Consider the following 26490-nt stretch of genomic DNA (forward strand, 5'->3'; position numbering starts at 1 on the left):
CACCCTGAAAACCGCTGGCCCGGCGAGCGATTGCCCGGGTGGGTGGAGGTCCTGAACGCAGGCCGGTCACCCTGAAAACCGCTGGCCCGGCGAGCGATTGCCCGGGTGGGTGGAGGTCCTGAACGCAGGCCGGTCACCCTGAAAACCGCTGGCCCGGCGAGCAAGTGCCTAGGTGGTGGAGGTGCTTGCCCAGCCGGCCACCCGGAAACCGGCGGCCCGGCGAGCCAACTGCCCGGGTGGGTGGATGTGTTTGGCCGGGGGTGGCGATCATGTGACAGCCTGCCTGGGCGGTGGGGCATCTTTTCAGCCCCACCTGACGCACTGGAGCACATGATCGCCATAGGGGCCCCGGCCAAACACATCCACCCACCCGGGCACCACCAACCAAACGACCGGGCTCTGAAAACACAGCCAAGGGAAGCAGACCCCCCCCGGGCATCACAGCAAGAGACCGGCCGCAACGAACAAGTCCTAACCCATCCGCAGCTCCACCAGCACCAGCGGCACCTCGTCGAGCAGTTCGCGCGCCAGCATCCCGGTGAGCCCGGTCCTCGGCACCAGCCGCTGACCCGCCATGGCGTGCGCGTGCCCGGCCCAGCACGCGGCCCGAGCCGGATCGACCGCGCAGGCGAGCAGCCCGCCCACGAGCCCGGCCAGCACGTCCCCGCTGCCCGACGTGGCCAACCCCACGTGCCCGGTCGCGTCCCGCCACACCTGCCCGCCCGGGTCGGCGACCACGCCCATCAGGCTCACCACGGCCCGGTGGCGTTCCGCGATCTCCATGGCCGCGTCCACGAAGTCCTCGACGGGGTCCTCCGGGCGGCCGAGCAGGTAGGCGGCCTCGACGGTGTTCGGCGTCAGCAGCAGCCTGCCGTGCACCGGTTCGGCGAGTTCCGGGTGGGTGCCGATGGCGCCCAGGGCGAACGCGTCGAGCACCACGGGCGTGTCCTCGGCGACCAGGGGCAGCAGCTTTTCGAGGAGCGCGCCGGTTTCGTCCACGTCGGTCAGGCCGGGGCCGAGCACGACGGCGTCGGCGTCGGCGACGAGGTCGGCCAGCACGTCGGCCGCGTCGCGGGACACGGCACCACTGTCGGCCTCCGGCAGGCCGACGACCAGGGCTTCCGGGACGGCGAGGCCGAGTGCGGACGCGTGGCGTTCCACCACCGCCAGTTGCAGGGTGACCGCGCCCGTGCGCAGTGCGGCGATGCCGCTGAGCAGCACCGCCCCCGGTGCGCGCCGGGCGCCGCCCACCACGAGCACGGTGCCGTTGCCGGTTCCGGGCGGCCCCCACTCACGCAGCAGCGCCGAGGTGATCGGGGTGGGGTCAGACCGATTCGGTTTCGGCATCTTCGCTCTCCGTCGGCGGGACGTTGCGCACCCGCAGGTGTTCGGTGGCGTGCTCGTGCTCCATGCGGAACCCGCCGTCGTCCTCGCGCACCCAGGAGGTCACCGACCCGTTGGCGACGACGGTGCTGTGCGCCACGGTGAGCAGTTCCTTCTCGGGGACGCCCTCCAGCAGGTAGCGCAGCAGGTAGGCGGTCATCTCGTGGGCGAAGAGCAGGACCCGCGCCCCGGGGTGGCGGCGTTCGAGGTCGGCCAGCAGGGACCGCAGCCGCAGGGCCACGTCGGCCCACGACTCGCCGCCCGGGGGGCGGTAGTAGAACTTGCCGAGGCGTTCCTTGCGGACCAGTTCGTCGGGGAAGCGGTTGGCCACCCCGCGCGCGGTGAGCAGGTCGAGCACGCCGAGTTCGCGGTCCCGCAGCCGTTCGTCCACCACCCACACCGGCTCGTAGTCGATCTCCGCCACCGCCAGTCGGCCGGTGCTGAACGTCCGCTGGTACGGCGAGCACACGATCACCTCCGGCCGCTGCTCCTCCGGCAGGGTGGCCAACCACCGCCCGACGGCCGTCGCCTGGTCCTCGCCGCGCGGGGACAGCGGCACGTCCGCGTCCCGCTCGGCGATGTCGATGACGTCGCGCCCGCCGTCCTCTGCCTCTTCCCTGGCCACGTTGCCGGTGCTCTCACCGTGCCTGACCACACCAACCCATCCAAGATCCGTCACGCGCCCGACATACCCGTTCTGGGCGGGCCGGAACCCCGGGTGGGGCTTGCCGTGGTCTTGTGCCGCTCGGGGGCTGATCCGCTCAGCGTGCCGTTGGTCTGCAAGCGCCGATCGTTTGGTGGGTGGATCTGCTTCGCGCGGGATTGCGTCGTGTGCTGTCGGTTCAAGGCCCGGTCGTTTTGTGGGCGTGCCCGGGTGGATCTGCTCAGCCGTGTCGTGGTTTCAAAGCCCGGTCGTTTGTTGTTGGCGCCCGGGTGGGTGGATCTGCTTGGGTGGGGCCCCTGCAGCGATCATGTGCCTGGTGTGACCGAGTGGGGCGAAAAGAGTGCCCCACTGCCCAGGCAGGCTTGCACATGATCGCTTCCCCCACCCAAGCACATCCACCCACCCGGGCATATCCGTAGCCGGGCCGGCGGTTGCGGGGGTGGTCGGTTTTCGCTGCGCCGATGAGGTTCGGCGTGGCGGGCCGCCCGGCCGGTGGTTGGCGGCGGCGCCGCTGGCGGTTCGGCGTGGGGGCCGCCTGGCTGGCGGTTGGTGGGGTGGTTGGCCGCTATGCCCGGTGGGATCGCGGGTGGCGGGCCGCCCGGCTGGCGGGTGGTTGGCGGCTGCGCCGCTGGGGGTTCGGCGTGGTTGGGCGCCCGGCCGGCGGGTGGCGGGGCGGTCGACCGCTGCGCGCGGTGGTGCTTTGCGTGGCTGGTTGTTGCTGCGCCGGTGGTTGCGGCTGTCGGGGACCGGGTCTACGACCCGGGGGTCGTCAGGGTGAGGTCGAGGGTGTTGCCGGTGCCCGCCGCCATGCTGCTGATCATCGCCGTCATGCCGCCGCAGCCCGCCAGGGGCGGGATGGTGTAGGTGCTGGAGAGGGTGCCGCCGTCGGCGAGGTCGAACGTGCCGTCGGAGTGCAGGGTGATGTCGGCCGGGACGCTGGTGCGGCAGGCGGGGCCGGTGCTGACCGGGTAGCCGAAGACGCTGATGCCGGGGAGGCGGATGGTGATCCGGGTGGCCACCGACAGGCCCTCCTCGGACAGGGTCCCGGTGGTGGCGCCGGGTTCGAAGGCGACCGTGGCGGTGACCGGGAGCACCCCGTACAGCCGCACCCGCACCGTCGTCGGGTGCAGGCTCAGGTCCACCGTGGAGATGCCGGTGGCCAGGTCGATCTCCGCGTGGGCCTCGCCGGTGAAGCGCAGGGAGACGTCCGAGGCGACGTTGTGGGTGACCGCCGCGATGTCGTAGCTGCGGTTCACCGTCCCCCTGCGGGTCCGGGCGGTGACCGGGTCGCTGGTGCGGGAGCGGCCGCCGGTGTCGTCGCGGGCCTGGATGGCGAAGGTGTACTCGGTGCCGGGGGCCAGGCCGTCGACCGTCGCCGTGGTGCCGGTGACGGCGGTGACGACCTCGTCGCCGCGGCGGACGTCGAAGCCGGTGACCGGGCGGCCCGTCGGGGGCGCCCAGGACAGGGTGACGCTGTCCGCGGTCGTCCCGGTGACCGTGACGTCGGTGGGGGCGGCCCAGTCGACCGCCGCGGAGACCTCGGTGGTGCCCAGGGCGGTGGTGGCGCCCGCGTCCGGGGCGCAGGCCACCTCGACCGGGCCCGCGTCCACGCCCGCCCAGCCCGGCGCCGAGTCCGGGGCCAGGCTCAGGGTGATGGCCGCGATCGCGACCTCGGCCAGGCCGGGGACGGGCAGCACCTGCTCGGGGAAGGTGCCGGTGGCCACGACCGTCAGCTCCCCGTCGGCGGGGACGGCGACCTCGGTGATCGCCGCGGCCACGTGCACGGTCCGCGGCCCCTCCGGGCCGGTGACCGCGGTGTCGACCCTGGCGGAACCGGCGAGGCGGCCGGTGCCCGCCAGCACCAGCGCCCGGGTCACCTCGTCGGGCACGGTGAGCGCCGCGGCGACCGCGAAGCCGTCGGACGGGGCGCCCAGCGGCACCGCGACGGGCAGGTCGGCGCCGACGACCACCCGCACCGGCTGCGCGCCGATCACCGGGAAGTCGCAGGTGTAGGGGATCGGCGCGGTCGGGATCGGCGCCCTGGCCACCGGGGCGGCCTGCTCGGTGGACGCCGGTGGCTCGGTGGCCGCGGCCGGGAGCGCGGGCAGCGCCAGCAACGCCGCCGCGAGCAGTGTCGACAGTCGTCGACCCATCACACACCCCCCTCGGAGCCCGGGTGCGCACCGCCGACCGAGAGAGGTCGGGGTGGGGAAACCGTGCCGTCACGAATCGTATTTTCGGCTGTCACCGGTCGGCAATACCGCGCAGGGTAATTGTCAGCAAACAGCACCCGGATGTGGGGAACCACGTCGGGGAGAACAAACGAACGGAAAAAGGCGAATATGTCTCAGGCTTTGTCGGACGGTTCGCGCATCCGCCGTGACCGCAGCGCGATCTCGATGGTGAACCGGGAGTCCGGGTCGGTGAGCCGGTCGCCGAGCAGCGCCTCCACCTGGTGCATGCGGTAGCGCACGGTCTGCGGGTGCACGTCGAGCCGGGCGGCGATCTCGGCGACCCCGCCCCGGGTGTCCAGCCAGGCCAGCAGGGTGGTCTCCAGCCGCTCGCGCTGCCGCTCGGTCAGCGCGTCGAACGGGGCCAGCGCGGTGGTGGCGATGTGGTCGACCAGGAACTCGTCCGCGGTCAGCGCCAGTTCGGTGAAGTGCTCGCCGGAGCGCACCAGCGGGGTGGCGCCGCGCAGCAGCCCGCGCCCGGACAGCTCCAGCACCCGCCGGGCGACGGCCAGCGACCGCCCCGCCTCGGCGGCTGGGACGCTCGGGCCCAGGGCGCCGACGCCGCGGGTGGCCGGGGTGGCGCCGCCGAGCCAGCGGGACACCTCGGCCAGGGTGGCCTCGTCCGGGTCCGGCAGCAGCACGCACGGGACGTCGCTCTCCAGGTCCAGCAGGCTCTCCGGGCCGAACGGGGCACCCTCGACCGCGGGCACGGCGCGCCGGTCGAGCGCGAGCACCGCGACCCGATCCGGCACGACCCAGTCGGCGGTCGCGGCGAACGAGGCCACCGTCGACGGCGCCGCGGCGGGGGAGCCGAGCAGCAGGTCCAGCAGTTGGCGGCGGCGGCGCTCGCGGGCGCCGGAGGCCTCGCCCTGCGCGTCGGTGTAGCCCTCGATGGCGATGGCCGACAGCTCGTCGACGTAGACGAACAGCGCGTCGGCGATGCCGAAGAGGGTGTCGGCGGGGACGCCCGCGTGCTGGCCCTCGACGCTGAGCAGCCGCCAGGCCACCCGGGTGCCGATGCGGACCGCGGTCTGCAGGGCGTCGCTGGTGCGGCCCTCCTGGAACTCGACGCGGCCCGCGCGGTGGAACTCCGCGCGCCAGCGGGCGTCCGGGGCGGTGGGGTCGATCAGGTGCTCGAAGGCCTGGCGCACGGCGAGTTCGACGCGGGCGGTGAACACGTCGCCGAAGCGGCCCTCCAGCGGCTGGCGGTAGGCGGGCACCGAGCGGCGGATCTCGCGCATGGCCTCGGCGGTCACCCGGCCGGTCAGCGCGCGCAGCCTGCCCGCGAAGGCCGGGGGCACGACCGCCCCGACCGGGGTCCGGTCCGGACCCGCCTGCGCCGGGACGCGCGCGAGGGCCGAGGTGATTCCCTGGCCGACGTCGACGATCCGTTCACTGCGCATTCAGGCCCGCTCCCGTGTGACAAATGGACGACGAATGTCTACTCATGCTGGTGCTGTTCCGGGCGGCGACACTAGGGAAGTCGCCACGATCGTGTCAATGATGCACCGAACAGTAGTCGATCGCCTACTCGGTGCCGCTGTCCGGGTCTCGGTGAACGGACAACTTCTCGCAGGTCAACCCGAAAGTGGGACACCGTCCACAGCGGAACGTGAGGCAATCCGCCAAACCGGTGAACCTCCACCCCCAATGTACAGCCACAATGGCGGTGAATGCTCGGTGACGCGGATCATTGCGAACACCGGTGTCGAAATACCGCGAGCATTGGGATGCCCCGGATTTTCGGCGCCTTCCGTTTTCGAGTGCGATATGCAAGAAGCAGGCCGCAGCTTGCGCTGCGGCCTGCTCCCCGGATCGCCCCGCTGCCGGTTACGGCACCACCTGGACCACGTCACCGGGCTGCAGCGAATCGAAGTACAGCTTCGCCGCGGCCTGCGAGAGGTGGATGCAGCCGTGCGACGCCTGCGTCAGGCTGCCCTCGTGGAACGCGATGCCGCTCTCGGTGAAGAACACCGCGTACGGCATGGGCGCGTCGTAGGCCTTGCTCCAGTGGTCGATGTTCTTGAAGGTCACGTGGTAGGTGCCCGGGGGCGTCTCGTACCCCGGCTTGCCGCTGGTGATCGGCACACCGCCGTAGTAGGCGACCCCGTCGGCCATCAGCCACGTCGTCTGGGTGCTCAGCGAGACGCACGCCTTGGCCTCCGGCGCGCACACCCGGCCCTGCTCGGCGGCGCTCGCGGCCGGGGCCCCGAGCGTCACCGCGGTTCCGACCGCCGCCGTCGCGGCGGCGATCCCTGCCATCCTCCGCAGCGTTCCCATCGGATTCCTCCCATCCGCCCGCCGGGGCGGGCTCGTGATCGGTGCTGCTTGCCGGTTACCTACCACCGTGGAGCGGCGGCATAACGCCAAACTTTCACGCAGCGTGTCAGCGGACACCGTCGCGGCGGACGACTCGCCGCTGTCGGTCGCACCGACCGGGGGTATCCGGATGATCTCCGGCAACGGGTGGTGATGATCGTGTCCACACCGGGCCGACGGGCGGAACACCGACCGGTTGTCGCGCGAAACCCTGTGCCCCGCGGCCGGTTGCCGGTTTGATGTGCCGATGACCTCCGCGGTGAAGGCCCGACCGGGCTGCGGGCAGCTCGGTGCGCTGCTGGCGGCCAAGGCCGTCTCGGACATCGGGTACGCGCTCGACTTCGTCTGCCTGTCGGTGTTCGTCTGGGAGCGCACGCGCTCGGCCCTGGCCACCGGCCTGGTCAGCGTGCTGCTCTACGCGGGCGCCATCGTCGGCGGCAGGCTCGGGCACGCCTTCGGCGACCGGTGGGACCGCCGCACCGCCATGATCACCGCCGACGTGCTGCGGCTGGTGGTGCTGGGGCTGCTCGCGGTGCTGCCGGACGGGGCGCAGCGGTGGTGGCTCTACCCGGCCGTGTTCGCCGTGGGGATCGGGCGGTCGGTGTTCGAGGGGACGCTGTCGGCGGCCACGCCGGTGCTCGCCGGGGAGCGGGCGCAACTGGTCAACAGCGTCCTGGCCGGGCTCAAGGGCGTGGCGTTCCTGCTCGGCATGGGGCTCTCGGCGCTGGTGGTGCCGCTGGTCGGGTTCCGCGGGGTGTTCGCCCTGGACGCGGCGACCTACGCGCTGTCGGCGGCGGTGCTGCTGGCGCTGCGGGTGCGGCTGCGCGAGGACGACCCCGGGGCGGTGGGCACCGCGCGGGTGGCGGCGTGGCCGGTGGTCGTGGCGGCCGGGCTGGTGCCGCTGTTCGCGCTGCGCGCCCTGGACGCCTTCGGCAGCTCCTCGCAGCACGTGGGCATCCCGATCCTCGGCGGCGCGCTGTCGGCGGACGGCGCCGAGCGCGTCGCCGGGCTGCTCTGGGGCGGGTGGGCGGCGGGGTTGCTGCTGGGCAGCTTCGCGCTGCGACCACTGGCCAACCGGCTCATCGCCCGCGCGCCCGGACTGGTGTTCTGCCTGTCCACGGTGGTCATGTCGCTGGGGTTCATCGGGCTGTTCCAGGCGGACACCTGGGGGCTGCGGATCGCGGCGGGGGTGGCCGCGGGCATCGGGGACGCGTTCAGCGAGATCGCGTTCAAGCAGGCCGTGCAGCGGCTGCCGGACCGCGAGCGCGGGTCGGTGTTCGGGCTGTCGCAGGTGGTGGTCAACAGCGGGTTCATGGCGGGCCTGGTGGTCACCAGCGCGGTCCTCGCCCCGTCCAGGGTGGCCGAGTGGGTGCTGCTGCTGCACGGCGTGCCGCTGCTGGCGGCGCTGGGCGTCGCCCTGCTCCGGCGCCGGGCGGCGTGATGGAATCCTACTTGGACTACGCCGGTCTCGGGCGGCTGCGGGAACCGGCGCGGGTGGCCATGGCCGCGGCTCTGAACGACGTGTTCCCCTTCGGCAGTGCCGAGATCGGGCGGGTCTTCCCCGCGCGGCGCCGGGCGCGCGCGCTCGCCGCGGGCCTGCTCGACTGCCGGGAGGACGAGATCGCGTTCGTGCCCAACACCTCCACCGGGTTGCAGTTGGTGGCCGACGGGATCGACTGGCGCCCCGGCGACGAGGTGGTGGTGTTCGAGGGCGACTTCCCGGCGAACGTGCACCCGTGGCGGCGCCTCGACGGCGTGCGCCTGCGCTGGGTCCCGCTGCGCGGCAACGGGTACCGGCTCGACGACGTCGCCGCGGCGCTCGGCCCGCGCACCCGGCTCGTCGCGGTGAGCCACGTCCACTTCGCCACCGGGTTCCGGGTGGACCTCGACGCCGTCGTGGCGCTGGCGCACGCGGCGGGGGCGCTGGTGTGCGTGGACGCCGTGCAGAGCCTCGGCGTGGTGCCGCTGTCGCTGCGGGCGACCCCGGTGGACTTCCTCGCGGCGGGCGCGCACAAGTGGCTGTGCGGTCCCACCGGCACTGGGATCTTCTTCTGCCGCGGGGAAAGGCTCGACGAGCTGCGGCTGCCCTGCGGGTGGGTCGGGTACGAGGGGGCCAACGACCTGTTCGACGGACCCGGCCTGCTGCGCTACGACCTGCGCCCGCGCCCGTCCGCCGCCAGGGTCGAGGGCGGCATGTACGACGTGCTCGCCATGGTGGGCCTCGCCGAGACCCTGGCCGAGCTGGCCGGGATCGGCCTGGGCGCGGTGGCCGCCCGGGTCCGCGGGCTCACCGCGAGGCTGCGCGCGGGGCTGCTGGAGGCGGGCTGCGAACTGGCCACCCCGGGCGAGCCGTCGGCGGACGAGTGGTCGGGGATCGTGGCGTTCCGGCACCCGGCGCGGACCGGCGGCGACCTGGTGGCCGCTCTGCTCGCCGACGGGCACCACGTGTCGCACCCGGACGGCTGGGTGCGCGCCGCCCCGCACCACTGGACCGGTGACGCGGAGATCGGACGATTCCTCACGGCCGTCACCCGCCGGGTTTCTTGACAGGACGGCCCCGGTGACCGTCTTGTCGGACGTGTTTCCCGCTGCTATGTTCCGCTCACGTTCGCCGTCGGGAAAAAGGAGCGCGAAATGTCCTACGAGTCCTGGGAATCCCTGGCCGACGAGGTCGAGATCAGCACCGGTGCCGCCGACTGCTGGGTCTGCCTCGTCGACGCCTGAGCCGCCGCGCTCGAGAAGGCACAACACGTCCGGGAGCCACCGCGGCGGGTGCACCGCCGCGGTGGTCGAACCGGTCCGAGGGGGAGTCGTCGTGGACCGCTGGGAACGCGCCCGCGGCCGGACCGGGGTGCAGGCCCCGAGCTGGCTGACCTTCGAGCTGTACCGCCCTTACCTGGACGGATCGGACTCACCGGCGGCCCCGGTGCACGCCCGCTCGCCGCTGCTGGCGGCCCGCCTGTTCCGACTGCGGGCACCGCTCGCGCCGCGCTTCGGCATGAGCATGCCCGCGAGCTTCCGCACCCTGCTGCACCGGGAGTCGGGGCTGCGCGAGCACCGCGCGACCGACCCGACCGGCCTCCCGGAACCGCTCGCGGGTGCTGATTGGCGGAAACTCACCACCGCATTCGTCCGAAAAGACGAACTGGATTCCGTCGACCGCGTCGGTTTGGCCTATTGGCTGATCGCCGTCTGTCTGCATTCCGCCGTTCTGGACGTGGTTCCGGCGGACCTCGCCGACAATGAATGCGCCGACCCGGTGCTGGCGAACCTGCAATTGGCGCGGGCCACCGCCCTTTTCGCCGTCGAGGGCTTGGGCGAGCGCACCCGCGCCGCCTACGCTCGGCTCGTCGACCACCCGCTGCCCACCCCGGCGCACGCCCAGGCCCTCGCCGCGTACGGCTACCTGCTCGCCCGGCACGCCGACAGCGACGCCGACGCCCCGCTGCACCTCGGCCGCGCCGCCGACCTGCTCAAGCGGATGGTCACCGACCTGTCCGCCTTCGACCACACGCTGCTCACCGCCCGGCTGCGGCTGCGCGAGTCGCTGCACGCCGAGCGCGCCCACGACCTGGGCCGGGCCACCGGGGTCCTCGCCGACGCCGCCGCGCTGACCGCCGCGCTCACCCCGGAGTCGCCGGAGGAGTCCCTGCTGGCGCTGGAGATGCGCCGCCGCGTCCTGGACCGCCGGGCCGACATCGCGGCGAAGTCCGGCGACCGCGCCGCCGAGGACGCGGTGCTCGCCGAGGCGGTGGCCCTGGACCCCACCGACATCAAGGTGCGGGCGCAGCTCGCCCAGGCCGCCGAGCGCGACGGCGACGACGAGACCGCCCTCGCCGGGTGGCTGCACGCCGCCCGGCTCGGCCCGTACGGGACGGCGTTCGCCCTCCTCGGCGCGGTGGGCGCGGCGCGGCGGCTGGGCCACGAGGAGTTCGCCAGGGTGCTCGCCGAGCGCGCCTTCCGCACCGCCCCCCGCTCCACCCGCACCCGCGACGTCCTGCTGGGCCTGTGCGCCGACGACGAGCCGCTGGCCGAGGTCGTCCGCCGCGCCGCCGCCCCGGACCCCGGCCGCCCGCACACCGGCAACTGGCACCACCGGATGCACGCGGCCTACTTCGACCTCGGGCAGTCCCTCTCACCCGGCCTCTACGCCGACCTGCCGACCCTGGCGCACGGGTTCGCCGAGCGCGGCACCCCGCCGGAACCCCACTGGCAGCGGCTGATGCCGCCCGCGTTCCGCGCCAACCTGGTCCGCGAGTCCGGCCTCGACGAGTTCGCCGTCGACCACCCCGCGCAGCTCCCCGCGCACCTGCGCACCCCCGCCTGGGACCGGCTCTGCGCGTGGGTCGAGGAGTTCCCGGGGGCCGACGCCGAGCGCCGGTACCTGACCGCGGCGGTGCTGTTCCGGCTGGGCTTCGGCAAGGTCGTGCTCGACCTGCTGCCCCCGGTCCCGGTGGCCGACCTCGGCGCCGACCCGGCGGAGCTGCGGCTGCGGCACTGGCGCGACGTCGTGGCCTACGTCGGCGGCGTCGGCACCGCCGTGGTGACCCCCACCGCGTCGTTCGAGATCGCCGGGCACCCCGCCTGCCCCACGCACCTGCGGTTCGTGATCGCGGTGTTCGCCGTGGTCTTCCACGCCCGCGAGACCCGTTCCCCCGACGAGGCCCAGGCCTGGCGCGACACGGCGGAGGCGGCGCTGGCGGAACTGCTCGCCGACGACGGGTACTCCGACTTCGAGAAGAAGATGATGGAGAGCCGCTTCTACCGCAGCGTCACCTACGTGCCGTTCCTGCGCGGGGACCGCGACCGGCTCACCCGGGAGATGGACCGCGCCGAGGAACTGGCCCGCGCCCTGGTCCCGAGCACCCCGTACGAGGACTTCCTGGCCCGGGAGAACCTGCGCGCCTGCCTGGAGAGCCGGTCCAAGGAGGCATTCGCCCTCGGCGACACCGCCCTGGGCGCGCGCCGGGTGGCCGAGGTCCTGGCCCTGGACCCGTACGAGCCCAAGACCCACATGGAGGTCGCCGAGGCCATCCTGATGGGGGAGGACCCCGACACCTACGCCGCCGCCGAGAGCTACCTGCGCACCGCCCGCCTCGGCCCGATCGCCACCGCCCGCGGCTACGCGCTGGCCGGGGAGTGCTTCGAGCGCGCGGGCCAGCCCGTCCTCGCCGAGGACTGCTACCTGCAAGCCCTGCGGGTCGACCCGTACGCGATCACCGCCGCCCGCGGCTGGCGGCGCGTCGGCGGCGCCTGCGGCATGGGTGGGCTGGCCGACGAGTACGCCACAACCCTGGAGGCATGGGGCGCGGGGAGGCAGACTCGACGGCCATGAGCATCGAGTGGGACCTGGTCCGGCGCCCGCCCGCCACCGCGGCGGCGGCCGTCGTCGGGGTCTTCGCGGGCGAGGGCGCCGACGCCGTCACCCCGGAATTCCTCCGCGCCGCGGGTTTCGACGCCTCGGTCGGGCAGGTCCTGCCGATCCCCGGTCTGGGCCGCACGGAGGTGCTGGTCGGGCTGGGGCCGCGCGGGCGGGTCGACGGCGCGGTCCTGCGCCGGGCGATGGCGGCGGTGGCCAGGGCCGTGACCGTGCCCAGCCTGGCCGTGACCGTGCCGGGGGAGGTGCCCGCCCCGGTCGCCGTCCGCGCCGTCGTCGAGGGCCTGCTGCTGGGCGGCTACCGCTTCACCCGCTACCGCTCCGACGCCGTGGAGCCGATCCTGGCCAGGGTGGACATCGTGGTCGCCGACGAGCGGGAGACCCGGGCGGCGCTGGCGGTCGCCCAGGTGCTGGGCTCGGCCGTGCTGCTGGCCCGCGACCTGGTCAACGAACCAGGGGAGGACCTGACCCCGGAGGTGTTCGCCGACCGGGCCCGGTCGATGGCCGCCGAGACCGGGGTCCGCTGCGAGGTCTGGGACGTCGAGCGGATGACCGAGGAGGGGCTGGGTGGCCTGCTCGGCGTCGGCCGGGGCTCACCCAGGCAGCCGCGCCTGGTGCGGCTCACGCACGAACCCGAGTCGCCCCGGGCGACGGTGGCCCTGGTCGGCAAGGGGGTGACCTTCGACGCGGGCGGCCTGTCGCTCAAGCCCACGGCCCAGTTGGTGGACATGAAGGCCGACATGGCCGGTGCCGCGGTCGTGCTCGCGGCGGTGTCCGCGCTGGCGGTGCTGGACTGCCCGCTGCGGGTGGACGCCTGGCTGCCGCTGACGGAGAACATGCTCGGCGCCGACCCGATCCGCGTCGGCGACGTGCTGACCCTGCGCGGCGGGCGCACCGTGGAGGTCCGCAACGCCGACGCCGAGGGCAGGCTGATCATGGCCGACGCCCTGGTGCTCGCCGGGGAGCGGGAACCGGACGCGATCGTGGACATCGCCACCCTGACCGACGCCGCGGCGGTCGCGCTGGGGCGCGAGGTGGCGGCGGTGATGGGCACCTCGCCGGTCTGGACCGACGCCGTGCGCCGCGCCGGGGCGCGGGCCGGGGAGGGGATCTGGCCGCTGCCGCTGCCGGGTTCCTACCGCGCGCAGCTCGCCTCGCCGATCGCGGACCTGGTGAACTACACCACAGGGGTGCGGCACGGGACGGCGTTGCTGGCGGGGCTCTTCCTGGCTGAATTCGTCCCCGAGGGCATCCCCTGGGCGCACCTGGACATCCAGGGGACGGCCGTGGCGGACGCCGACAACGGGGAGTGGGTGCGCGGCGGGACCGGTTTCGGCGTGCGCACCCTGGTGGAGCTGCTGATGGCACCCCTGCCGGACTTCGGAGTCTGACCCGCAGATCAGAGCCGGTGGATCAGTCCTTGACCGGGTGCCGGGGGATGACCGCCAGCGTGGTCCGGATGATGTCGACCAGGCTGTCCGCGGTCACCTTGGGGTCGATCACCCGCCGGGTGGCGAGCCCGATCGCCAGGTTGACCCCGGCCTCGACCAGCAGGCGGACCGGCACGGCCCCGGTGTCGGCCCCGATGGCGGTCAGCCGCTGCTCGATGACCTCGGTGAGGAAGTCCACCGTGGAGCGCTGCCGGTCGGCCTCGACCCGCACCAGCGCGTCCTCGGTCCGCGCGTCTAGGGCGAACTCCAGCTCCAGCCGGGGCCAGCCGCAGGTCATGGCGCCGTTGGCCCACTCGCGCAGCCGGTCGAGCTGCTCGTCGAGCTCCAGCGGTTCGGCGATCATCGCCCGCAGCGCGCCGAGTTGCTCGCCGTGGATGTCGCGCAGCACCAGCAGCGCGATCTCGGCCTTGCCCTCGAAGTTGGAGTAGACCGCGCCGGTGCTGAACCCGGCGGTCTCGGCGATCCGCGCGATGGAGGTCGCGTGGTAGCCGTCGGCGAGGAACATCTGCCGCGCGGTCCGCAGCAGCGACTCGCGGTTGCGGGTCTGGCTCTCGACCCGGGTCAGACGCGACATGTGCTCAACTCTACAGGTTGACAAGGAATGGATCGTACGGGTATTCAAATTCCCATATTATCCCAACGGCGGGCGGGGAACATGGCAGGCATCAACCCGGTGCTGGCGGCACTGACCCGGGGCCCGGTGGCGGATTGGCTGACCAATCCGCGCGGTGGGGTCGACGAGCGGGCATTGCGCGACGCGGTCCACGGCAAGATCGTACTGGTGACCGGCGCCTCCTTCGGGTTGGGTGAGGCCACGGCGCGCCGCCTGGCCCACGCGGGGGCCACCGTGCTCCTGGTGGCCAGGACCCGCGACGCGCTGCGGGAGGTGGTCAAGGACCTCGCGGACGCGGGCAGCACCGCCCACGCCTACCCCACCGACCTCACCGACATGGACGCCGTGGCGGCGCTCACCGAGCGGGTGCTGGCCGAGCACGGGCACGTGGACGTGGTGGTCAGCAACGCGGGCAAGTCGATCCGGCGGTCGATCTCGGACTCCTACGACCGGATGCACGACTTCGAGCGCACCATGGCGATCAACTACCTTGGCCCGGTCAAGCTCCTCCTCGGCCTGCTGCCGTCGATGCGCGCCCGCGGCGAGGGGCACCTGGTCAACATCTCCACCATCGGCGTGCGCATCCCGCCCGCCCCGCGCTGGGCGGCCTACCAGGCGTCCAAGACCGCCTTCGACGTGTTCTTCCGCAGCGTCGCCTCGGAGGCGGCCAGCGACCACGTCACCGCCACGTCCATCTACATGGCACTGATCAAGACGCGGATGTCCGCGCCCACCAAGACCTTCGACAACATCCCCGGCATGAGCCCCGAGGAGGCCGCGGAGATCGTCTGCCGGGCCATCGTGGACCGCCCGGCCAAGATCAGTCCGTGGTGGGCGGACGTGGCCGAGGTCGCCACCGCCGCGGTCCGCAGGCCGCTGGAAGCCGTCGTGAGCAAGCGGTTCGCGCTCGGCCGCAGGCGAAAGGAACTCCGCTGATGCCCCTCCCCCCGACCGCGGCGGTGCTGGGCAACGCCGTCGCCGCGCTCGCCTCCACCGGCCTGGCCCGGCAGGCCAGACCCCGGCACCTGCGCGCCTCGGCCCGCGCGCTGCGCACCACCGGCACCTCCGCGGCCACCCTGCTCGCCCTCGCCGCCGAGCACCGCCCGGACGCCCCCGGCCTGGTCGACGACGCCGGGTCGCTCACCTTCGCCCAGCTCGACGACCTGGCCGCCCGGCTCACCCAGGGCATCGCCGAGCGCTACCGCCCCGCCCAGGGCGCCACCCTGGCCATCCTGTGCCGCAACCACCGCGGCTGGGTGGCCGCCACCGTCGCCGCCGCCCGGCTGGGGGCGAACGTGGTCTACCTGAACACCGAGTTCTCCGGCCCGCAGCTCGCCGGGGTGTGGGAGCGGGTCAAGCCCGACCTGCTCATCACCGACGCGGAGTTCCTGCCGCTGGTGCCCACCGGCGAGGTCCCCACCCTGGTCGGCTGGCACGACGGCGAGGACCTGCCGGTGCCCACCATCGACGAACTCGCCGCCGAGCACACCCCGTTCGTGCCCCAGGGCAAGGTCCCCGCGGGCAAGGTCACCATCCTCACCTCGGGCACCACCGGCACCCCCAAGGGCGCCGCCCGCAAGCTCAGCCCGATGGCCGTGCTCAGCCCGGCGGTGACCATCATCCGCCGCACCGGTCTGCGCTCCGGGGACCCGGTGTCGGTGGCGGTGCCGCTGTTCCACGGCTTCGGCCTGGCGATCTGGGCGCTGGCGCTGTTCGTGCGCTGCCCGGTGGTGCTGCGCCGCCGGTTCGACCCGGAGCAGGCGCTGGCCGACGTCGCCGCGCACCGGGTCGCGTTCGTGGCCATGGTCCCGGTCATGCTGCAACGGGTGCTCGCCCTGCCCGAGCCGGTGCGCCGCGCGCACGACCGGCGCAGCCTGCGCACCGTCCTGTCCGGCGGGTCGGCGCTGCGCCCGGAGCTGGCCGAGCGGTTCATGGCCGAGTTCGGCGACGTGCTCTACAACGGCTACGGCTCCAGCGAGATCGGCATCGCCGCCCTGGCCACCCCGGCCGACCTGCGCGCCGGGGCGGGCACGGTGGGCAGGCCGACCATCGGCGTGCCGGTGCGCATCCTCGACGACAACCGCGTCCCGGTCCCCGACGGCCGCTCCGGCACCATCTTCGTCGGCGGGCAGGGCCACTTCGAGGGCCACGCCACCGGGGCCACCAAGGAGGTCGTCGACGGCCTGATGGACACCGGCGACCTGGGCAGGCTCGACGCGGCGGGCAGGCTCTACGTCGAGGGCCGCGCCGACGATATGATCGTCTCCGGCGGGGAGAACGTGTACCCGCAGGAGGTCGAGGACTGCCTGGCCCGGCACCCCTCGGTCGCCGACGTGGCCGTGCTCGGCGTGGACGACGAGGAGTACGGGCAGCGGCTGGTCGCCTTCGTCGTGACCAGGGGCGAGCAGCCCCCGGCCGAGGCGCTGACCGCCCACGTCAAGGCGAACCTGGCCCGGTACAAGGTGCCCAGGGAGATCCGGTTCCTGGGTGAACTGCCGCGCACCCCCACCGGGAAGCTGCTGAAGCGGGAGCTGCCGTCATGACCCGACGCGGACTGGTGCTCGGCTGCGGCGGCACCCTGGGCCTGGCCTGGTCGGTGGCCGCGCTGCACTCGCTGCGCCGGGAACTCGACTGGGACCCCGCCTCGGCGGAGGTGGTCGTCGGGACCTCCGGCGGCGCGGAGCTGGCGGCGATCCTGGCCGCCGGGTTCGACCTCGACGACGTCCTCGCCGCCCGGCTCGGCGACCCCGGTGCGCCCGCGCTGCTGCTGGAGCACTTCGCCGCGGGCCCGAGCGGGGTGCCGCCGCTGCCGCGCCCCGGGTTCGCCGCCCCCGGCCTGCTGCGCGCCCGCGCCCGCGGCCGGGTCGACGGCACCGCCGCCGCGGCCGGGCTGCTGCCGATCGGCACCGGCGACGCCTCCTGGCTGCTGCGCCTCGGCGAGGCGCTGGCGCCGTCGGTGCGCCACCCGAACCTGATGCTGGTGGCCGCCGACCGGCGCACCGGCAAGCGGGTGCCGCTGCGCGAACCGCTGGGCCACGCCATCGCCGCGTCCTGGGCCATCCCCGGCTGGTTCCCACCGGTCACCGTGGGCGGGCGGGAGTACATCGATGGCGGGGTGGTCTCACCCACCTCGGCGGACCTGTTGGTGCCGTTCGGGCTGGACGAGGTGGTCGTGGTCGCGCCGATGACCTCCTCCGGGCCGGTGCCCGCGCGCGGGATCGACCGGGTCGAGCGGGTGCTGCGGCGCCCGATGACCCGGCGGCTCGACGCCGAGGTGGCGGTCCTGCGCGAGACCGGGGTCCGGGTGCGGCGGGTCGAACCGACCGCGGAGGCCCTGGCCGTGATGGGGCCCAACTTCATGGACCGGCGCCGCGTTCCGGCGACGCTGGAGGCAGCGCTGCGCACCACGGTCACGGGGGAGAGATGAGCCGGTCGTTCGAGGTCCTGGTCGTGGGCGCGGGGTGCTCCGGCATCGGCGCCGCCGTGCGGCTCAAGCGGCTGGGGGTCGACTTCGCCGTGCTGGAGAAGGCCGACGACTTCGGCGGCACCTGGCGGGCCAACACCTACCCCGGCTGCGCCTGCGACGTCCCCTCGGCGCTGTACTCCTACAGCGACGAGCCGAACGCCGACTGGTCCCGGGTCTACGGCACCCAGCCGGAAATCCTGGCCTACCTGCGGGACGTGGCCCGCCGCAACGGGATCGCCGAGCACACCCGGTTCGGCGTGGAGATGTTCGGCGCCCGCTGGGACCCGGCGGCGGCGCGCTGGCGGCTGGAGACCACCGACGGCGAGTACGACGCCCGGTTCCTGATCGCCGCGCCGGGCCCGTGGAACGAGCCGCTGGTGCCCGACATCCCCGGGCTGGCGGGCTTCCCCGGGGAGATCTTCCACTCCGCCCGCTGGAACCACGACTTCGACCTGACCGGCAAGCGGGTCGCCGTGCTGGGCACCGGGGCCTCAGCGGTGCAGTTCGTGCCGGAGATCGCGCCCAGGGTGGCCGCGCTGCACCTGTTCCAGCGCACCGCGCAGTGGGTGCTGCCCAAGCCGGACGTGCGGGTCGCGCGGGCGGTGCGGCGGCTGATGGGGGCGTTCCCGGTCGTGCAGCGGTGGCTGCGCGGGGCCGAGTACGGGGTCATGGAGGCCCTGGGCACCGGCTTCCGCCACCCCGGCCTCATGCGCGCCATCCAGGCCATCGGCCGCGCCCACCTCCGGGCGCGGGTGCGCGACGACGCCCTGCGGGCCGCGCTGACCCCCGACTACACCATCGGGTGCAAGCGGCTGCTGTTCTCCAACGCCTACCTGCCCGCGCTGACCCGGCCGAACGTCACCGTGGTCCCCAGCGAGGTCGCCGAGGTGCGCGGCAGCACCGTGGTCGCCGCCGACGGGACCACCACCGAGGTCGACGCGATCATCCTGGGCACCGGCTTCCACATCCTCGACATGCCCCTGGCCGACCTGCTCCGCGACGGCGGGGGCCGCACCCTCGGCGAGCACTGGCGGGGCAGCCCGCAGGCGTACCTGGGCAGCGTGACGGCCGGGTTCCCGAACGCGTTCACCCTGCTGGGGCCGAACCTGGGCACCGGCCACTCGTCGGCGTTCATGATCCTGGAGGCGCAACTGGACTACGTCGGCGACGCCATCGCCCACGCCAGGGCGCACGGCTGGCAGACCATGTCGGTGCGCCCCGAGGTGCAGGACGCCTACAACGCCGAGGTCCAGCAGGCCGTGGCCACCACGGTCTACAACACCGGCGGGTGCCGCAGCTACTACCTCGACGCCAACGGCCGCAACAGCTTCATCTGGCCCTGGTCGACCCCGCGCCTGCGCCGCCGGGTCGGCACCTTCGACCCGCGCGCCTTCACCCCCACCACCGCCGACGAACCGGCCCAGGCGGGCTGATCCACCGTGGACGCGGGAGCGCCCGCACCGGCGAGCGGTGCGGGCGCGTCGGCGGTCAGCGCTGGTACTCCTCCCAGGTGACCTTCGGGGTGACCACGGGGCCGTCGTCGGCGCCGTGGTTCGCCAGGCCGTTGAAGCCCAGGTAGTAGTCGCCGGACTGGTGCTGGGCGGGGGTCGACTGGTCCGGGTCGCCCAGGGCCACCGCGTGGATGTGGTAGGCCCAGTCACCCTGGGCGGGGGTGCGCACCCAGGCGGCGAAACCGACCTGGCGCAGCACCCTGGCCACCGAGGTGCGGGTCGCCGCGGTCATGCCGGACACCGACAGGTCCACCACACCACCGCCGTCGTGGGTGCCCGCGGAGGTGGGGTCACCGCCGGGGTTGTACGAGCCCTGGGTGATGACCAACTGCCGGTTCAGCAGGCGCTCGGCCTCCACCAGCATGGCCCTGGTGCGGGTGTTCACCGTGGCGCCGCGGAAGGTGACCCGGGTGCCCGCGGTGACGACCCTGGTCACCGTGTAGCGGTTGGTGCCCAGGCTCTTCAGCGAGGTCTGACCGGGCAGGCCGGAGGCGTCGATGCCGGTGTAGCCCAGCGAGCGCTGGTAGGCGGCGTACGCCTCCACCGTCTTCGTGCCGAAGTGCCCGTCGACGTACCCCGAGGTGAGCAGCCCCTTCGCGTTCAGCGCCCGCTCGACCAGCAGGACACTGTCCTTGCTACCGGGGGTCAGCGCGGAGTCCGGCCTGCGGGGGTCGATCTGCGCGGCCTTGAGCACCGCTTCCATATCGACCACCGCCATGTCCACTGCTTTGATGTCCACCCCGGGCAAGGCCGCCTGGGCGGGCGAGGCCAGCCCCACCACACCCAGCAGCGCGGTCAACACCAGTGCTATCCGTCGTCCCGACATGTCCGCCAGCCAAGCGAGTCCGGCGGAGCCGGGCAAGGGGCCGTAGGGGTCACGCGCACCGGTTCAGTGGGTCACTGGAGTTCGCCGCCGCGGTGGGCGAGGGCCTCGGCGATCTCGAACAGCTTCACGTTGAGCTGCTGGGAGGTCCGCCGCAGCACCTCGTAGGCCTCGTCGGCGTCGATGCCCCTGCGCTGCATGAGGATGCCCTTGGCCTGGCCGATCACGTCCCGGGTCTCGATCGCCCGGGTGAGCTGGGCGACCCGCAGCTCGGCGAACTCCACCGCCTGGGTGTGCGCCAGGGCCAGGGAGGCGTGCGTGGCCAGCAGGAGACCGGTGTCGATGTCGGTGGGGGTCAGGGCGCCGCGGCCCCCGGAGTAGACGTTCAGGGCGCCGGATACGGGGCGGTTGTCGGTCAGCAGGGCCACCGCGAACATCGAACCGTAGCCGCGCTCCGCCGCTGCCCGCCCGAACCGCGGCCAGCGCGGCTCGTCGGCCATGTGGTCGCTGAGGGTGTAGGCGGGCCCCTCCGGGGCCGCCGCGTCCACGCAGGGCCCCTCACCCAGGGCGTACTGGAGTTCGTCGAGCTGCACCGCCACCGGGTCGGTCTCCACGGGGGTGTGGAAGCTCCCGTCCGGGCCGCGCAGCGTCACCGACACCACGTCCGCCGCCGGGATGACCTCCTTGGCGGCGGCCACCACCCGCCGCAGCACCTCCGCCACGCTCCCCGCCGCCACCAGCGCCCTGGTCAGCCCGGCGAACTGCACCGCCAGCATCCCGGCGCTGACCTCGGCGTCGTCCATCCCCGCGGTCAGCGGCATCCCGAGCACGCCCTCGTTCCCAGCCATCCTTCACCTTTCGCCCCCGCACACCCTACGTGCCCGCCCACCCGGAACCGCAGCGACGAGCGACACGCCCGCGCGCCCCGCCCGGCGCCGTCTGCGCAGGTGGGGGCGGTTCTCCCCGGGCAACGCTCAGACGACGCGGCGCAGCCACCCCCGGGTGTCCGCCACTCGGCCGTACTGCAGGTCCAGGATGTGCTCCCGCAGCGCCAACGTCGTCTTCCCCGGAGCGCCACCGCCCACCCGGACGTCCAGGTCGGCCCCCTTGAACCCGACGATCGGCGTGATCACCGCGGCGGTCCCGGCCGCGAACACCTCGGTGACCGACCCGTCCGCGCACCGCTCCCGCAACTCGGTGACGCTCACCGGCCGCTGCACGGCGGTCAGCCCGTGCTCGCCCGCCAGCGCCAACATGCTGTCGCGGGTGACGCCCTCCAGGATCGTCCCCAGCGGCGGGGTGACCAGCTCACCGTCGGAGGTCACCAGGCAGACGTTCATCGTGCCCGACTCCTCCAACCACTCGTGCTCCACACCGTCGACGTAGAGGACCTGGTCGCACCCGTGCTCGTGCGCCTCGGTCTGGGCGGCCAGGCTCGCCGCGTAGTTGCCGCCGCACTTGGCCTCCCCCGTGCCCCCCGCCGCCGCCCGGGTGAAGGTCGTGCTGATCCACAGCGTCACCCCCGACCCGGAGGAGAAGTACATCCCCGCCGGGCAGGCGATCACCGAGTACTCCACCCGGTGCGCGGGCCGCACGCCCAGGAACGTCTCACTGGCGAACATGAACGGCCGCAGGTACAGGCTCTGCTCCCCGCCGAACGCGGGCACCCACGCCTCGTCGGCCCGCACCAGTTCCTCGACGCCCGCCAGGAACTCCGCCTCGGACACCTCCGGCAACGACAACCGCCGCGCCGACCGGGCGAACCGGGCGGCGTTGATCTCCGGGCGGAACAGCCAGACGCTCCCGTCGGCGTGCCGGTACGCCTTGAGCCCCTCGAACACCTCCTGCGCGTAGTGCAGCACGGCGGCGCCGGGGTGCAGGGTGTACGGGGTGACGGGGCCGATCCGGTGGCCGTGCCAGCCCGCGTCGGGGGTCCAGGTGGCGGAGGCCATGTGGTCGGTGAAGTGGGTGCCGAAACCCGGGTCGGCCAGGATCGCGTCCCGGTCCGGGTCGGGGGTCGGGCGGGTGGTGCGGTGCAGCGGGAAGACGGCGGTCATGGGCGAATCCTAGCGGTGGGGGTGGGCGGGGGATGCGAGCTGGTGATCGGTATTTTCTATTTCCTATCTTGATAGCCAGTGGTCCTGAGTGGGGTAGAGGTGGGGTGGGGTGATCCGCTCGGCGCAGCCGCAGCCGCAGCCGCAGCCGCAGCCGCAGCCGCAGCCGCAGCCGCAGTCGCAGTCGCAGTCGGGCGATTGGCGGGATGGTGGGTTGGCCGGGTGGGAGGTTGGCGGGGTGGGCGGTTTGGGAGTGGGAGGTTGGCCGGGTGGGCGGTTCGGTGGCGGGAAGTTGGCCGGGTGGGAGGTGGCTGTGCTCGGTGGGGTTTCGGGTGGTTTGCCGCCGGGGCGGCGGTTCGGGGGTGGGATCGTCGGGTGGTCGGGGAGTGCCGGGGTGGTTGGGTGGCGACTGTTCGCGGGGTGGGTTGGTGGGGAGGTTTCGGGATTGTCGGTCCGGGCTGGTCCCCCTGGTGGAACAGGTGGGGAAGGTGTGTCCACAATGGATGGATGGGCTGTTCGGCTCAGTGGTGGGGTTGCTGTTTTCGGCGTATCGACCGGGGTGTCGGGACCCGCATATACTCACGCGGCAGTTGACCGTGCTCCGGTGTGGGCGGGAGGTGTTGTCGATGCGCAGCGTCCGCGAGGTCTGAGTTCCCTTCGGTCCACACCACTTGTGTGACCGGGTGCGGTGTGGGTGTGGTCGCGGCGCACGCGTGGTCGCACCCGCACTTCTCCCGGGAGTTCTTCCATGCCTTTGGATTCGCAGGTTCTCCGCCACCGCGAGCTTCGGGCGGAGAACGGGGTCGTTCCGCTCTACGAGTTGTCGTTGGCCGAGGCGCGGGCGGAGGACCTCAAGTCCATTCGGGACAATGAGGGTGCTCGGGAGGTCGTGGCCGAGGTGGGGGAGCGGGAGATCGCGGGGCCGGGTGGGGCGATCCGGCTTCGGGTCTACCGGCCGGGGGCGGGGGTGCTCCCGGTGCTCGTCTACTTCTTCGGCGGGGGGTGGACGCTGGGGACGATCGAGACGGCGGACGCCATTTGCAGGCGGCTGGCGAACGCGGCGGGGTGTGTCGTCGTTTCCGTGGGGTACCGGTTGGCCCCGGAGCACAGGTTCCCCGCCGCTGTGCACGATTGTGCTGCGGCGACTGCCTGGGTGGGGGAGCACGCCGGGGAGTTGGGGGTGGATGCGGGCCGGGTGGCCGTGGGTGGGGACAGTGCCGGGGGGAACCTGGCTGCGGCGGTGACCCTGGTGGCTCGGGAGCGGGGGGTCGGGCTGGTGCACCAGTTGCTCGTCTACCCCAACACCGAGTATGGGGCGGACACCGCTTCCCTGCGGGAGAGCACCGATCGGTACCTGTTCAACCGGGACTCCGTGGCCTGGTACTGGGGGCACTACCTGGCTTCCCCCGAGGACGGGGAGAACCCGCTGGCCTCACCGCTCAAGGAGCCGGACCTCTCCGGCCTGCCCCCGGCCACGGTCATCACCGCCGAGTACGACCCGCTGCGCGACGAGGGGGAGCGCTACGCCGAACGCCTGCGGGAAGCCGGGGTGGCCGTCGACCTGACCCGGTACGACGGGATGGCGCACGGGTTCTTCGCCATGTTCGGCACCGTCGACGCCGCCGGGCACGCCATGCGGGCCGCCGCCGACCGGCTGCGCGCGGCGTTCGCGGCGGACGCGGGATGACCGGCCTGGTTCCCGGCCCCGGCCCCCGCGCGGCCGACCCGCACCCCGACGGCAGGCCCACCGCCGATCTCCGCGCCGCCCACCCGCACACCGACGAGACCCGCACCTCCGGTTCGCCCCCCGCTGACCCGCGTGCCGCTGACCCGCCCCCCGCTGACCCGCGTGCCGCTGACCCGCGTGCCGCTGACCCGCGTGCCGCTGACCCGCGTGCCGCTGACCCGCGTGCCGCTGACCCGCGTGCCGCTGACCCGCGTGCCGCTGACCCGCGTGCCGCTGACCCGCGTGCCGCTGACCCGCGTGCCGCTGACCCGCGTGCCCCCGAGGCCCGCCCTTTCGGCTCGCCCTCTGTCGAACCGCCTTCGGCCGGTTCGCGCCCCTCCGGGCCGCTCTCCGCCGATCCGCACTTCGCCTGCCCGCGCCCCGCCGACCCTCGTGCCGCTGAACCCCGCGCCGCCGATCTGCGGCTCGCGGAGCTGCACCGCAGCCTGTCCGATCCGCTGCTGTCGGCCATGACCTTCCTCAACGAGGTCACCGCCCGCTTCCCCGAGGCCATCTCCTTCGCCCCGGGCAGGCCGTACGAGAAGCTCTTCGACCCGGACAGCATCGCTGAAAACCTCGCCGCCTACCGCGACCACCTGCACGCCCAGGGCCTGGACCGGGGGCAGGTGCGCACCGCGCTATTCCAGTACGGCCGCACCAAGGGGCAGATCCACGACCTCATCGCCCGGACCGTGGCCAACGACGAGGGCATCCACGTCCCGGCCGACGCCGTGGTGGTGACGGTGGGGGCGCAGGAGGGGATGCTGCTGGTCCTGCGCGCGCTGTTCGCCGACCCGGATGACGTGCTGCTGGTCGCCTCCCCCTGCTATGTCGGGATCACCGGGGCCGCTCGGCTGTTGGGCATCCCGTTCGAACCCGTGCCGGAGACCGATGCGGGGTTGGACGTGGGGCGGGTGGCCGAGGCGGTCGGGCGGGTGCGGGCGGCGGGGCGGCGGCCGAGGGCGCTGTACGTGGTGCCCGATTTCGCCAACCCGTCGGGGGCGAGCATGTCGGTGGCGCAGCGGGAGCGGTTGCTGGCGCTCGCGGCGGCCGAGGGGTTGTTGGTGGTGGAGGACAACCCGTACGGGTTCTTCACCGGTGTCGACGTGCGGGTGCCGACGCTCAAGGCGCTCGACCGGGATCGGTCTGTGGTGCACATCGGGTCGTTCGCGAAGACCTGCTTCCCCGGTGCCCGGCTGGGGTACGTGCTCGCCGACCAGCGGGTGGTGGCCGCCGATGGGTCGACCTCGCTGCTGGCTGACGCGTTGGCGCAGGTGAAGAGCATGACCACGGTGAACACCCCGTCGTTGAGCCAGGCGGTGATCGGGGGGTTGTTGGTGCGGTCGGGTTGTCGGTTGCGGGAGGCGAACGCGGAGGGGATCGCGTTCTACCGGCGGAACATGGCGTTGTTGCTCGCGGAGTTGGGGCGGCACTTCCCGCCGGGGTCGGGGGTGCGGTGGAACACCCCGGCGGGTGGGTTCTTCGCCGTGCTGACCGTGCCGTTCGCGGCGGACGCCGCCGCGCTGGAGGTGTCGGCGCGGGAGTTCGGGGTGCTGTGGACGCCGATGGAGTCCTTCCACCTCGACGGTGGTGGGCGGGACCGGTTGCGGCTGTCGTGCAGCTACGTCGACCCGGAGGAGTTGGTGGAGGGGGTGCGCAGGCTGGCGGCGTTCATCGGGTCCCGCTGACCGCGCTGCGGTCGAGGTCGGCGAGGGTCGGTCGGCCGGTGAGGGTCATGGCCTCGGTCAGCTCGTCGACGACCAGGTCCAGCACCGCGCGGACGCCGTCCGCGCCCGCGTGCGCCAGGCCCCAGACGACGGGGCGGCCCAGCAGCACGGCGCGGGCGCCCAGGGCCAGGGCGACCAGGGCGTCCCGGCCGCTGCGCACGCCGCCGTCGAGCAGCACCGGGAGTCCGGCTGCCGCGTCGACCACCTCGGTGAGGGCGTCGACGGTGGCGGGGGCGCCGTCGAGTTGGCGGCCGCCGTGGTTGGACACGATGACGGCGTCGACGCCGTGCGCTCGGGCGAGTCGGGTGTCCTCGGCGGTCAGGATGCCCTTGAGCACCAGGGGCAGCGGTGACCGTTCGCGCAGCCAGGCCAGGTCGGCCCAGGTGGTGGTCCGGTCGAACTGCTCGCGCGAGTGCCGTTCGATCGCGGAGCTGCCGTCCTGGGCGACGTGGCTGCTCGCCATCACCGACGCGGCCACGTTCACCGCCGCGACGCCCGGGGGTACGGTGAACCCGTTGCGCGCGTCGCGGGGCCGCCGGGCCACGGTGGGGGTGTCGACGGTCAGGACCAGGGCGTTGAACCCGGCGGCCTCGGCGCGGCGGACGAGGTCGAGGAGCACGGTCCGGTCGCGCAGCCAGTAGAGTTGCATCCACAGTGGACCGGATGCGGCGGCGGCGATGTCGGCGAGCGGGGTGCTGGCGAACATGCTGACGACGTGCAGCGCGCCCGCCGCGCCGGTGGCGGTGGCGACCTCGCCGTCCGGGTGGGCCAGGCGGTGGTAGGCGGTGGGGGCGATGCCGATCGGGTGTGGCAGGGCCGCGCCGAGCAGGGTGGTGGCGGGGGACACCCGGGACACGTCGGTGAGCACCCGGGGGCGCAGGGTGCGGCGGGCGAAGGCGGCGGTGTTCTCCCGCAGTGTCCACTCCGCACCGGCCCCGCCGTCGAGGTAGTCCCACACCTCACCCGGCAGGGTGGCGGCCGCCGCGGCGGCGAAGTCGGCCAGTCGGTCGGGTTTCGCCTTTTTCCCGCCGCCCATTGCGCCGTTCGGACGCACAATGCCCTCCAGTGAAGAGAATGGTCGATATCCGGTTAATTCCACACGGTTGCGGGGGTCGGCCACGCACCGCTCCCCCCGGTCACTCTAC

General features: G+C 73.6%; 20 protein-coding genes and 1 pseudogene. 11 read left to right on the plus strand and 10 right to left on the minus strand.

Translation table 11 applies throughout. From position 1 onward, the window contains the following. Positions 1-471: 471 nt before the first annotated feature. From DFQ13_RS30490 to DFQ13_RS30510, 5 genes are all read right to left on the minus strand, one after another. Positions 472-1347, minus strand: coding sequence for an NAD(P)H-hydrate dehydratase (locus DFQ13_RS30490; protein ID WP_110082306.1), 876 nt, complete (start codon positions 1345-1347; stop codon positions 472-474). Beyond that, positions 1325-2038, minus strand: a complete 714-nt coding sequence (locus DFQ13_RS30495; protein WP_233427600.1) for a histidine phosphatase family protein — start codon at positions 2036-2038, stop codon at positions 1325-1327. Before DFQ13_RS30495 ends, DFQ13_RS30490 begins: the two co-directional genes overlap by 23 nt. Before the next feature lie 761 nt (positions 2039-2799). Next, complete coding sequence (locus DFQ13_RS30500; RefSeq protein ID WP_110082307.1) at positions 2800-4200, minus strand: fibronectin type III domain-containing protein; 1401 nt, start codon at positions 4198-4200, stop codon at positions 2800-2802. Positions 4201-4394: 194 nt separating this feature from the next. Next, positions 4395-5681, minus strand: a complete 1287-nt coding sequence (locus DFQ13_RS30505; RefSeq protein WP_110082308.1) for a helix-turn-helix domain-containing protein — start codon at positions 5679-5681, stop codon at positions 4395-4397. A gap of 427 nt (positions 5682-6108) precedes the next feature. Continuing rightward, positions 6109-6540: a L,D-transpeptidase gene (locus DFQ13_RS30510; protein WP_233438655.1), complete on the minus strand. Its 432-nt coding sequence runs from the start codon at positions 6538-6540 to the stop codon at positions 6109-6111. 304 nt (positions 6541-6844) lie between these two features. On the opposite strand from DFQ13_RS30510, the gene DFQ13_RS30515 reads away from it, so the two are divergent. The 4 genes from DFQ13_RS30515 to DFQ13_RS30530 all read left to right on the plus strand — a co-directional run bounded on the left by DFQ13_RS30515 (position 6845) and on the right by DFQ13_RS30530 (position 13365). Continuing rightward, positions 6845-8038 carry an MFS transporter gene (locus tag DFQ13_RS30515; protein WP_110082309.1) on the plus strand — a complete coding sequence of 398 codons (1194 nt, stop codon included), beginning with the start codon at positions 6845-6847 and terminating at the stop codon, positions 8036-8038. Beyond that, positions 8038-9144, plus strand: coding sequence for an aminotransferase class V-fold PLP-dependent enzyme (locus DFQ13_RS30520; RefSeq protein ID WP_110082361.1), 1107 nt, complete (start codon positions 8038-8040; stop codon positions 9142-9144). Before DFQ13_RS30515 ends, DFQ13_RS30520 begins: the two co-directional genes overlap by 1 nt. 268 nt (positions 9145-9412) lie before the next feature. Further along, on the plus strand, positions 9413-11932 hold the full coding sequence (locus DFQ13_RS30525; protein WP_110082310.1) for a hypothetical protein: 2520 nt from the start codon (positions 9413-9415) through the stop codon (positions 11930-11932). Further along, positions 11929-13365, plus strand: coding sequence for a leucyl aminopeptidase (locus DFQ13_RS30530; protein ID WP_110082311.1), 1437 nt, complete (start codon positions 11929-11931; stop codon positions 13363-13365). The genes DFQ13_RS30525 and DFQ13_RS30530 overlap by 4 nt, the downstream gene beginning before the upstream one ends. 22 nt (positions 13366-13387) lie before the next feature. On the opposite strand, the pseudogene DFQ13_RS30535 reads toward DFQ13_RS30530, so the two are convergent. Further along, positions 13388-13966: pseudogene (locus tag DFQ13_RS30535) on the minus strand (TetR/AcrR family transcriptional regulator); the annotation flags it as partial. 114 nt (positions 13967-14080) lie between these two features. On the opposite strand from DFQ13_RS30535, the gene DFQ13_RS30540 reads away from it, so the two are divergent. The 4 genes from DFQ13_RS30540 to DFQ13_RS30555 are packed head-to-tail and all read left to right on the plus strand — an operon-like array spanning position 14081 to position 18937. Continuing rightward, positions 14081-14974 (plus strand): SDR family NAD(P)-dependent oxidoreductase, encoded by an 894-nt coding sequence (locus tag DFQ13_RS30540; protein ID WP_052021511.1) that lies wholly within the window; start codon positions 14081-14083, stop codon positions 14972-14974. Further along, the gene (locus DFQ13_RS30545) at positions 14974-16581 is read left to right on the plus strand and encodes an AMP-binding protein (protein ID WP_110082312.1); all 1608 of its coding nucleotides are present in this window, start codon (positions 14974-14976) and stop codon (positions 16579-16581) included. Before DFQ13_RS30540 ends, DFQ13_RS30545 begins: the two co-directional genes overlap by 1 nt. Next, positions 16578-17465, plus strand: a complete 888-nt coding sequence (locus DFQ13_RS30550) for a patatin-like phospholipase family protein (RefSeq protein ID WP_110082313.1) — start codon at positions 16578-16580, stop codon at positions 17463-17465. The genes DFQ13_RS30545 and DFQ13_RS30550 overlap by 4 nt, the downstream gene beginning before the upstream one ends. Further along, positions 17462-18937 carry a flavin-containing monooxygenase gene (locus tag DFQ13_RS30555; RefSeq protein ID WP_110082314.1) on the plus strand — a complete coding sequence of 492 codons (1476 nt, stop codon included), beginning with the start codon at positions 17462-17464 and terminating at the stop codon, positions 18935-18937. The genes DFQ13_RS30550 and DFQ13_RS30555 overlap by 4 nt, the downstream gene beginning before the upstream one ends. Positions 18938-18992: 55 nt before the next feature. Here DFQ13_RS30555 and DFQ13_RS30560 read toward each other — a convergent pair whose 3' ends face one another. The 3 genes from DFQ13_RS30560 to DFQ13_RS30570 all read right to left on the minus strand — a co-directional run bounded on the left by DFQ13_RS30560 (position 18993) and on the right by DFQ13_RS30570 (position 21895). After that, complete coding sequence (locus DFQ13_RS30560) at positions 18993-19841, minus strand: peptidoglycan-binding domain-containing protein (protein ID WP_110082315.1); 849 nt, start codon at positions 19839-19841, stop codon at positions 18993-18995. Positions 19842-19912: 71 nt separating this feature from the next. Beyond that, positions 19913-20686, minus strand: coding sequence for a GAF and ANTAR domain-containing protein (locus tag DFQ13_RS30565; RefSeq protein WP_110082316.1), 774 nt, complete (start codon positions 20684-20686; stop codon positions 19913-19915). A gap of 126 nt (positions 20687-20812) precedes the next feature. Further along, complete coding sequence (locus tag DFQ13_RS30570; protein ID WP_110082317.1) at positions 20813-21895, minus strand: branched-chain amino acid aminotransferase; 1083 nt, start codon at positions 21893-21895, stop codon at positions 20813-20815. A gap of 745 nt (positions 21896-22640) precedes the next feature. Between DFQ13_RS30570 and DFQ13_RS30580 the strand changes: the two genes are divergently transcribed. From DFQ13_RS30580 to DFQ13_RS30585, 3 genes are all read left to right on the plus strand, one after another. Then, on the plus strand, positions 22641-23579 hold the full coding sequence (locus tag DFQ13_RS30580; protein ID WP_110082318.1) for an alpha/beta hydrolase: 939 nt from the start codon (positions 22641-22643) through the stop codon (positions 23577-23579). A gap of 132 nt (positions 23580-23711) precedes the next feature. Continuing rightward, positions 23712-24092 (plus strand): hypothetical protein, encoded by a 381-nt coding sequence (locus tag DFQ13_RS33375; RefSeq protein WP_146241415.1) that lies wholly within the window; start codon positions 23712-23714, stop codon positions 24090-24092. Beyond that, positions 24089-25306 carry an aminotransferase-like domain-containing protein gene (locus DFQ13_RS30585; protein ID WP_110082319.1) on the plus strand — a complete coding sequence of 406 codons (1218 nt, stop codon included), beginning with the start codon at positions 24089-24091 and terminating at the stop codon, positions 25304-25306. Before DFQ13_RS33375 ends, DFQ13_RS30585 begins: the two co-directional genes overlap by 4 nt. Here the strand turns inward: DFQ13_RS30585 and DFQ13_RS30590 are convergent. Continuing rightward, positions 25290-26381 (minus strand): alpha-hydroxy acid oxidase, encoded by a 1092-nt coding sequence (locus DFQ13_RS30590; RefSeq protein WP_110082320.1) that lies wholly within the window; start codon positions 26379-26381, stop codon positions 25290-25292. The two genes, DFQ13_RS30585 and DFQ13_RS30590, sit on opposite strands and share 17 nt — an antisense overlap. Positions 26382-26490 lie beyond the last annotated feature (109 nt).

This window comes from Actinokineospora spheciospongiae, assembly GCF_003182415.1.
In the GTDB taxonomy this organism is placed as follows: Bacteria; Actinomycetota; Actinomycetes; order Mycobacteriales; family Pseudonocardiaceae; genus Actinokineospora; species Actinokineospora spheciospongiae.

Bases quoted from the DNA above. Each gene is read 5' to 3' on its own strand.
- DFQ13_RS30490 (WP_110082306.1), bottom strand. From the start codon at position 1,347: ATGCCGAAACCGAATCGGTCTGACCCCACCCCGATCACCTCGGCGCTG.
- DFQ13_RS30500 (WP_110082307.1), bottom strand. From the start codon at position 4,200: ATGGGTCGACGACTGTCGACACTGCTCGCGGCGGCGTTGCTGGCGCTG.
- DFQ13_RS30505 (WP_110082308.1), bottom strand. From the start codon at position 5,681: ATGCGCAGTGAACGGATCGTCGACGTCGGCCAGGGAATCACCTCGGCC.
- DFQ13_RS30510 (WP_233438655.1), bottom strand. From the start codon at position 6,540: ATGGCAGGGATCGCCGCCGCGACGGCGGCGGTCGGAACCGCGGTGACG.
- DFQ13_RS30515 (WP_110082309.1), top strand. From the start codon at position 6,845: ATGACCTCCGCGGTGAAGGCCCGACCGGGCTGCGGGCAGCTCGGTGCG.
- DFQ13_RS30520 (WP_110082361.1), top strand. From the start codon at position 8,038: ATGGAATCCTACTTGGACTACGCCGGTCTCGGGCGGCTGCGGGAACCG.
- DFQ13_RS30530 (WP_110082311.1), top strand. From the start codon at position 11,929: ATGAGCATCGAGTGGGACCTGGTCCGGCGCCCGCCCGCCACCGCGGCG.
- DFQ13_RS30540 (WP_052021511.1), top strand. From the start codon at position 14,081: ATGGCAGGCATCAACCCGGTGCTGGCGGCACTGACCCGGGGCCCGGTG.
- DFQ13_RS30545 (WP_110082312.1), top strand. From the start codon at position 14,974: ATGCCCCTCCCCCCGACCGCGGCGGTGCTGGGCAACGCCGTCGCCGCG.
- DFQ13_RS30550 (WP_110082313.1), top strand. From the start codon at position 16,578: ATGACCCGACGCGGACTGGTGCTCGGCTGCGGCGGCACCCTGGGCCTG.
- DFQ13_RS30555 (WP_110082314.1), top strand. From the start codon at position 17,462: ATGAGCCGGTCGTTCGAGGTCCTGGTCGTGGGCGCGGGGTGCTCCGGC.
- DFQ13_RS30560 (WP_110082315.1), bottom strand. From the start codon at position 19,841: ATGTCGGGACGACGGATAGCACTGGTGTTGACCGCGCTGCTGGGTGTG.
- DFQ13_RS30565 (WP_110082316.1), bottom strand. From the start codon at position 20,686: ATGGCTGGGAACGAGGGCGTGCTCGGGATGCCGCTGACCGCGGGGATG.
- DFQ13_RS30570 (WP_110082317.1), bottom strand. From the start codon at position 21,895: ATGACCGCCGTCTTCCCGCTGCACCGCACCACCCGCCCGACCCCCGAC.
- DFQ13_RS30580 (WP_110082318.1), top strand. From the start codon at position 22,641: ATGCCTTTGGATTCGCAGGTTCTCCGCCACCGCGAGCTTCGGGCGGAG.
- DFQ13_RS30585 (WP_110082319.1), top strand. From the start codon at position 24,089: ATGACCTTCCTCAACGAGGTCACCGCCCGCTTCCCCGAGGCCATCTCC.
- DFQ13_RS30590 (WP_110082320.1), bottom strand. From the start codon at position 26,381: ATGGGCGGCGGGAAAAAGGCGAAACCCGACCGACTGGCCGACTTCGCC.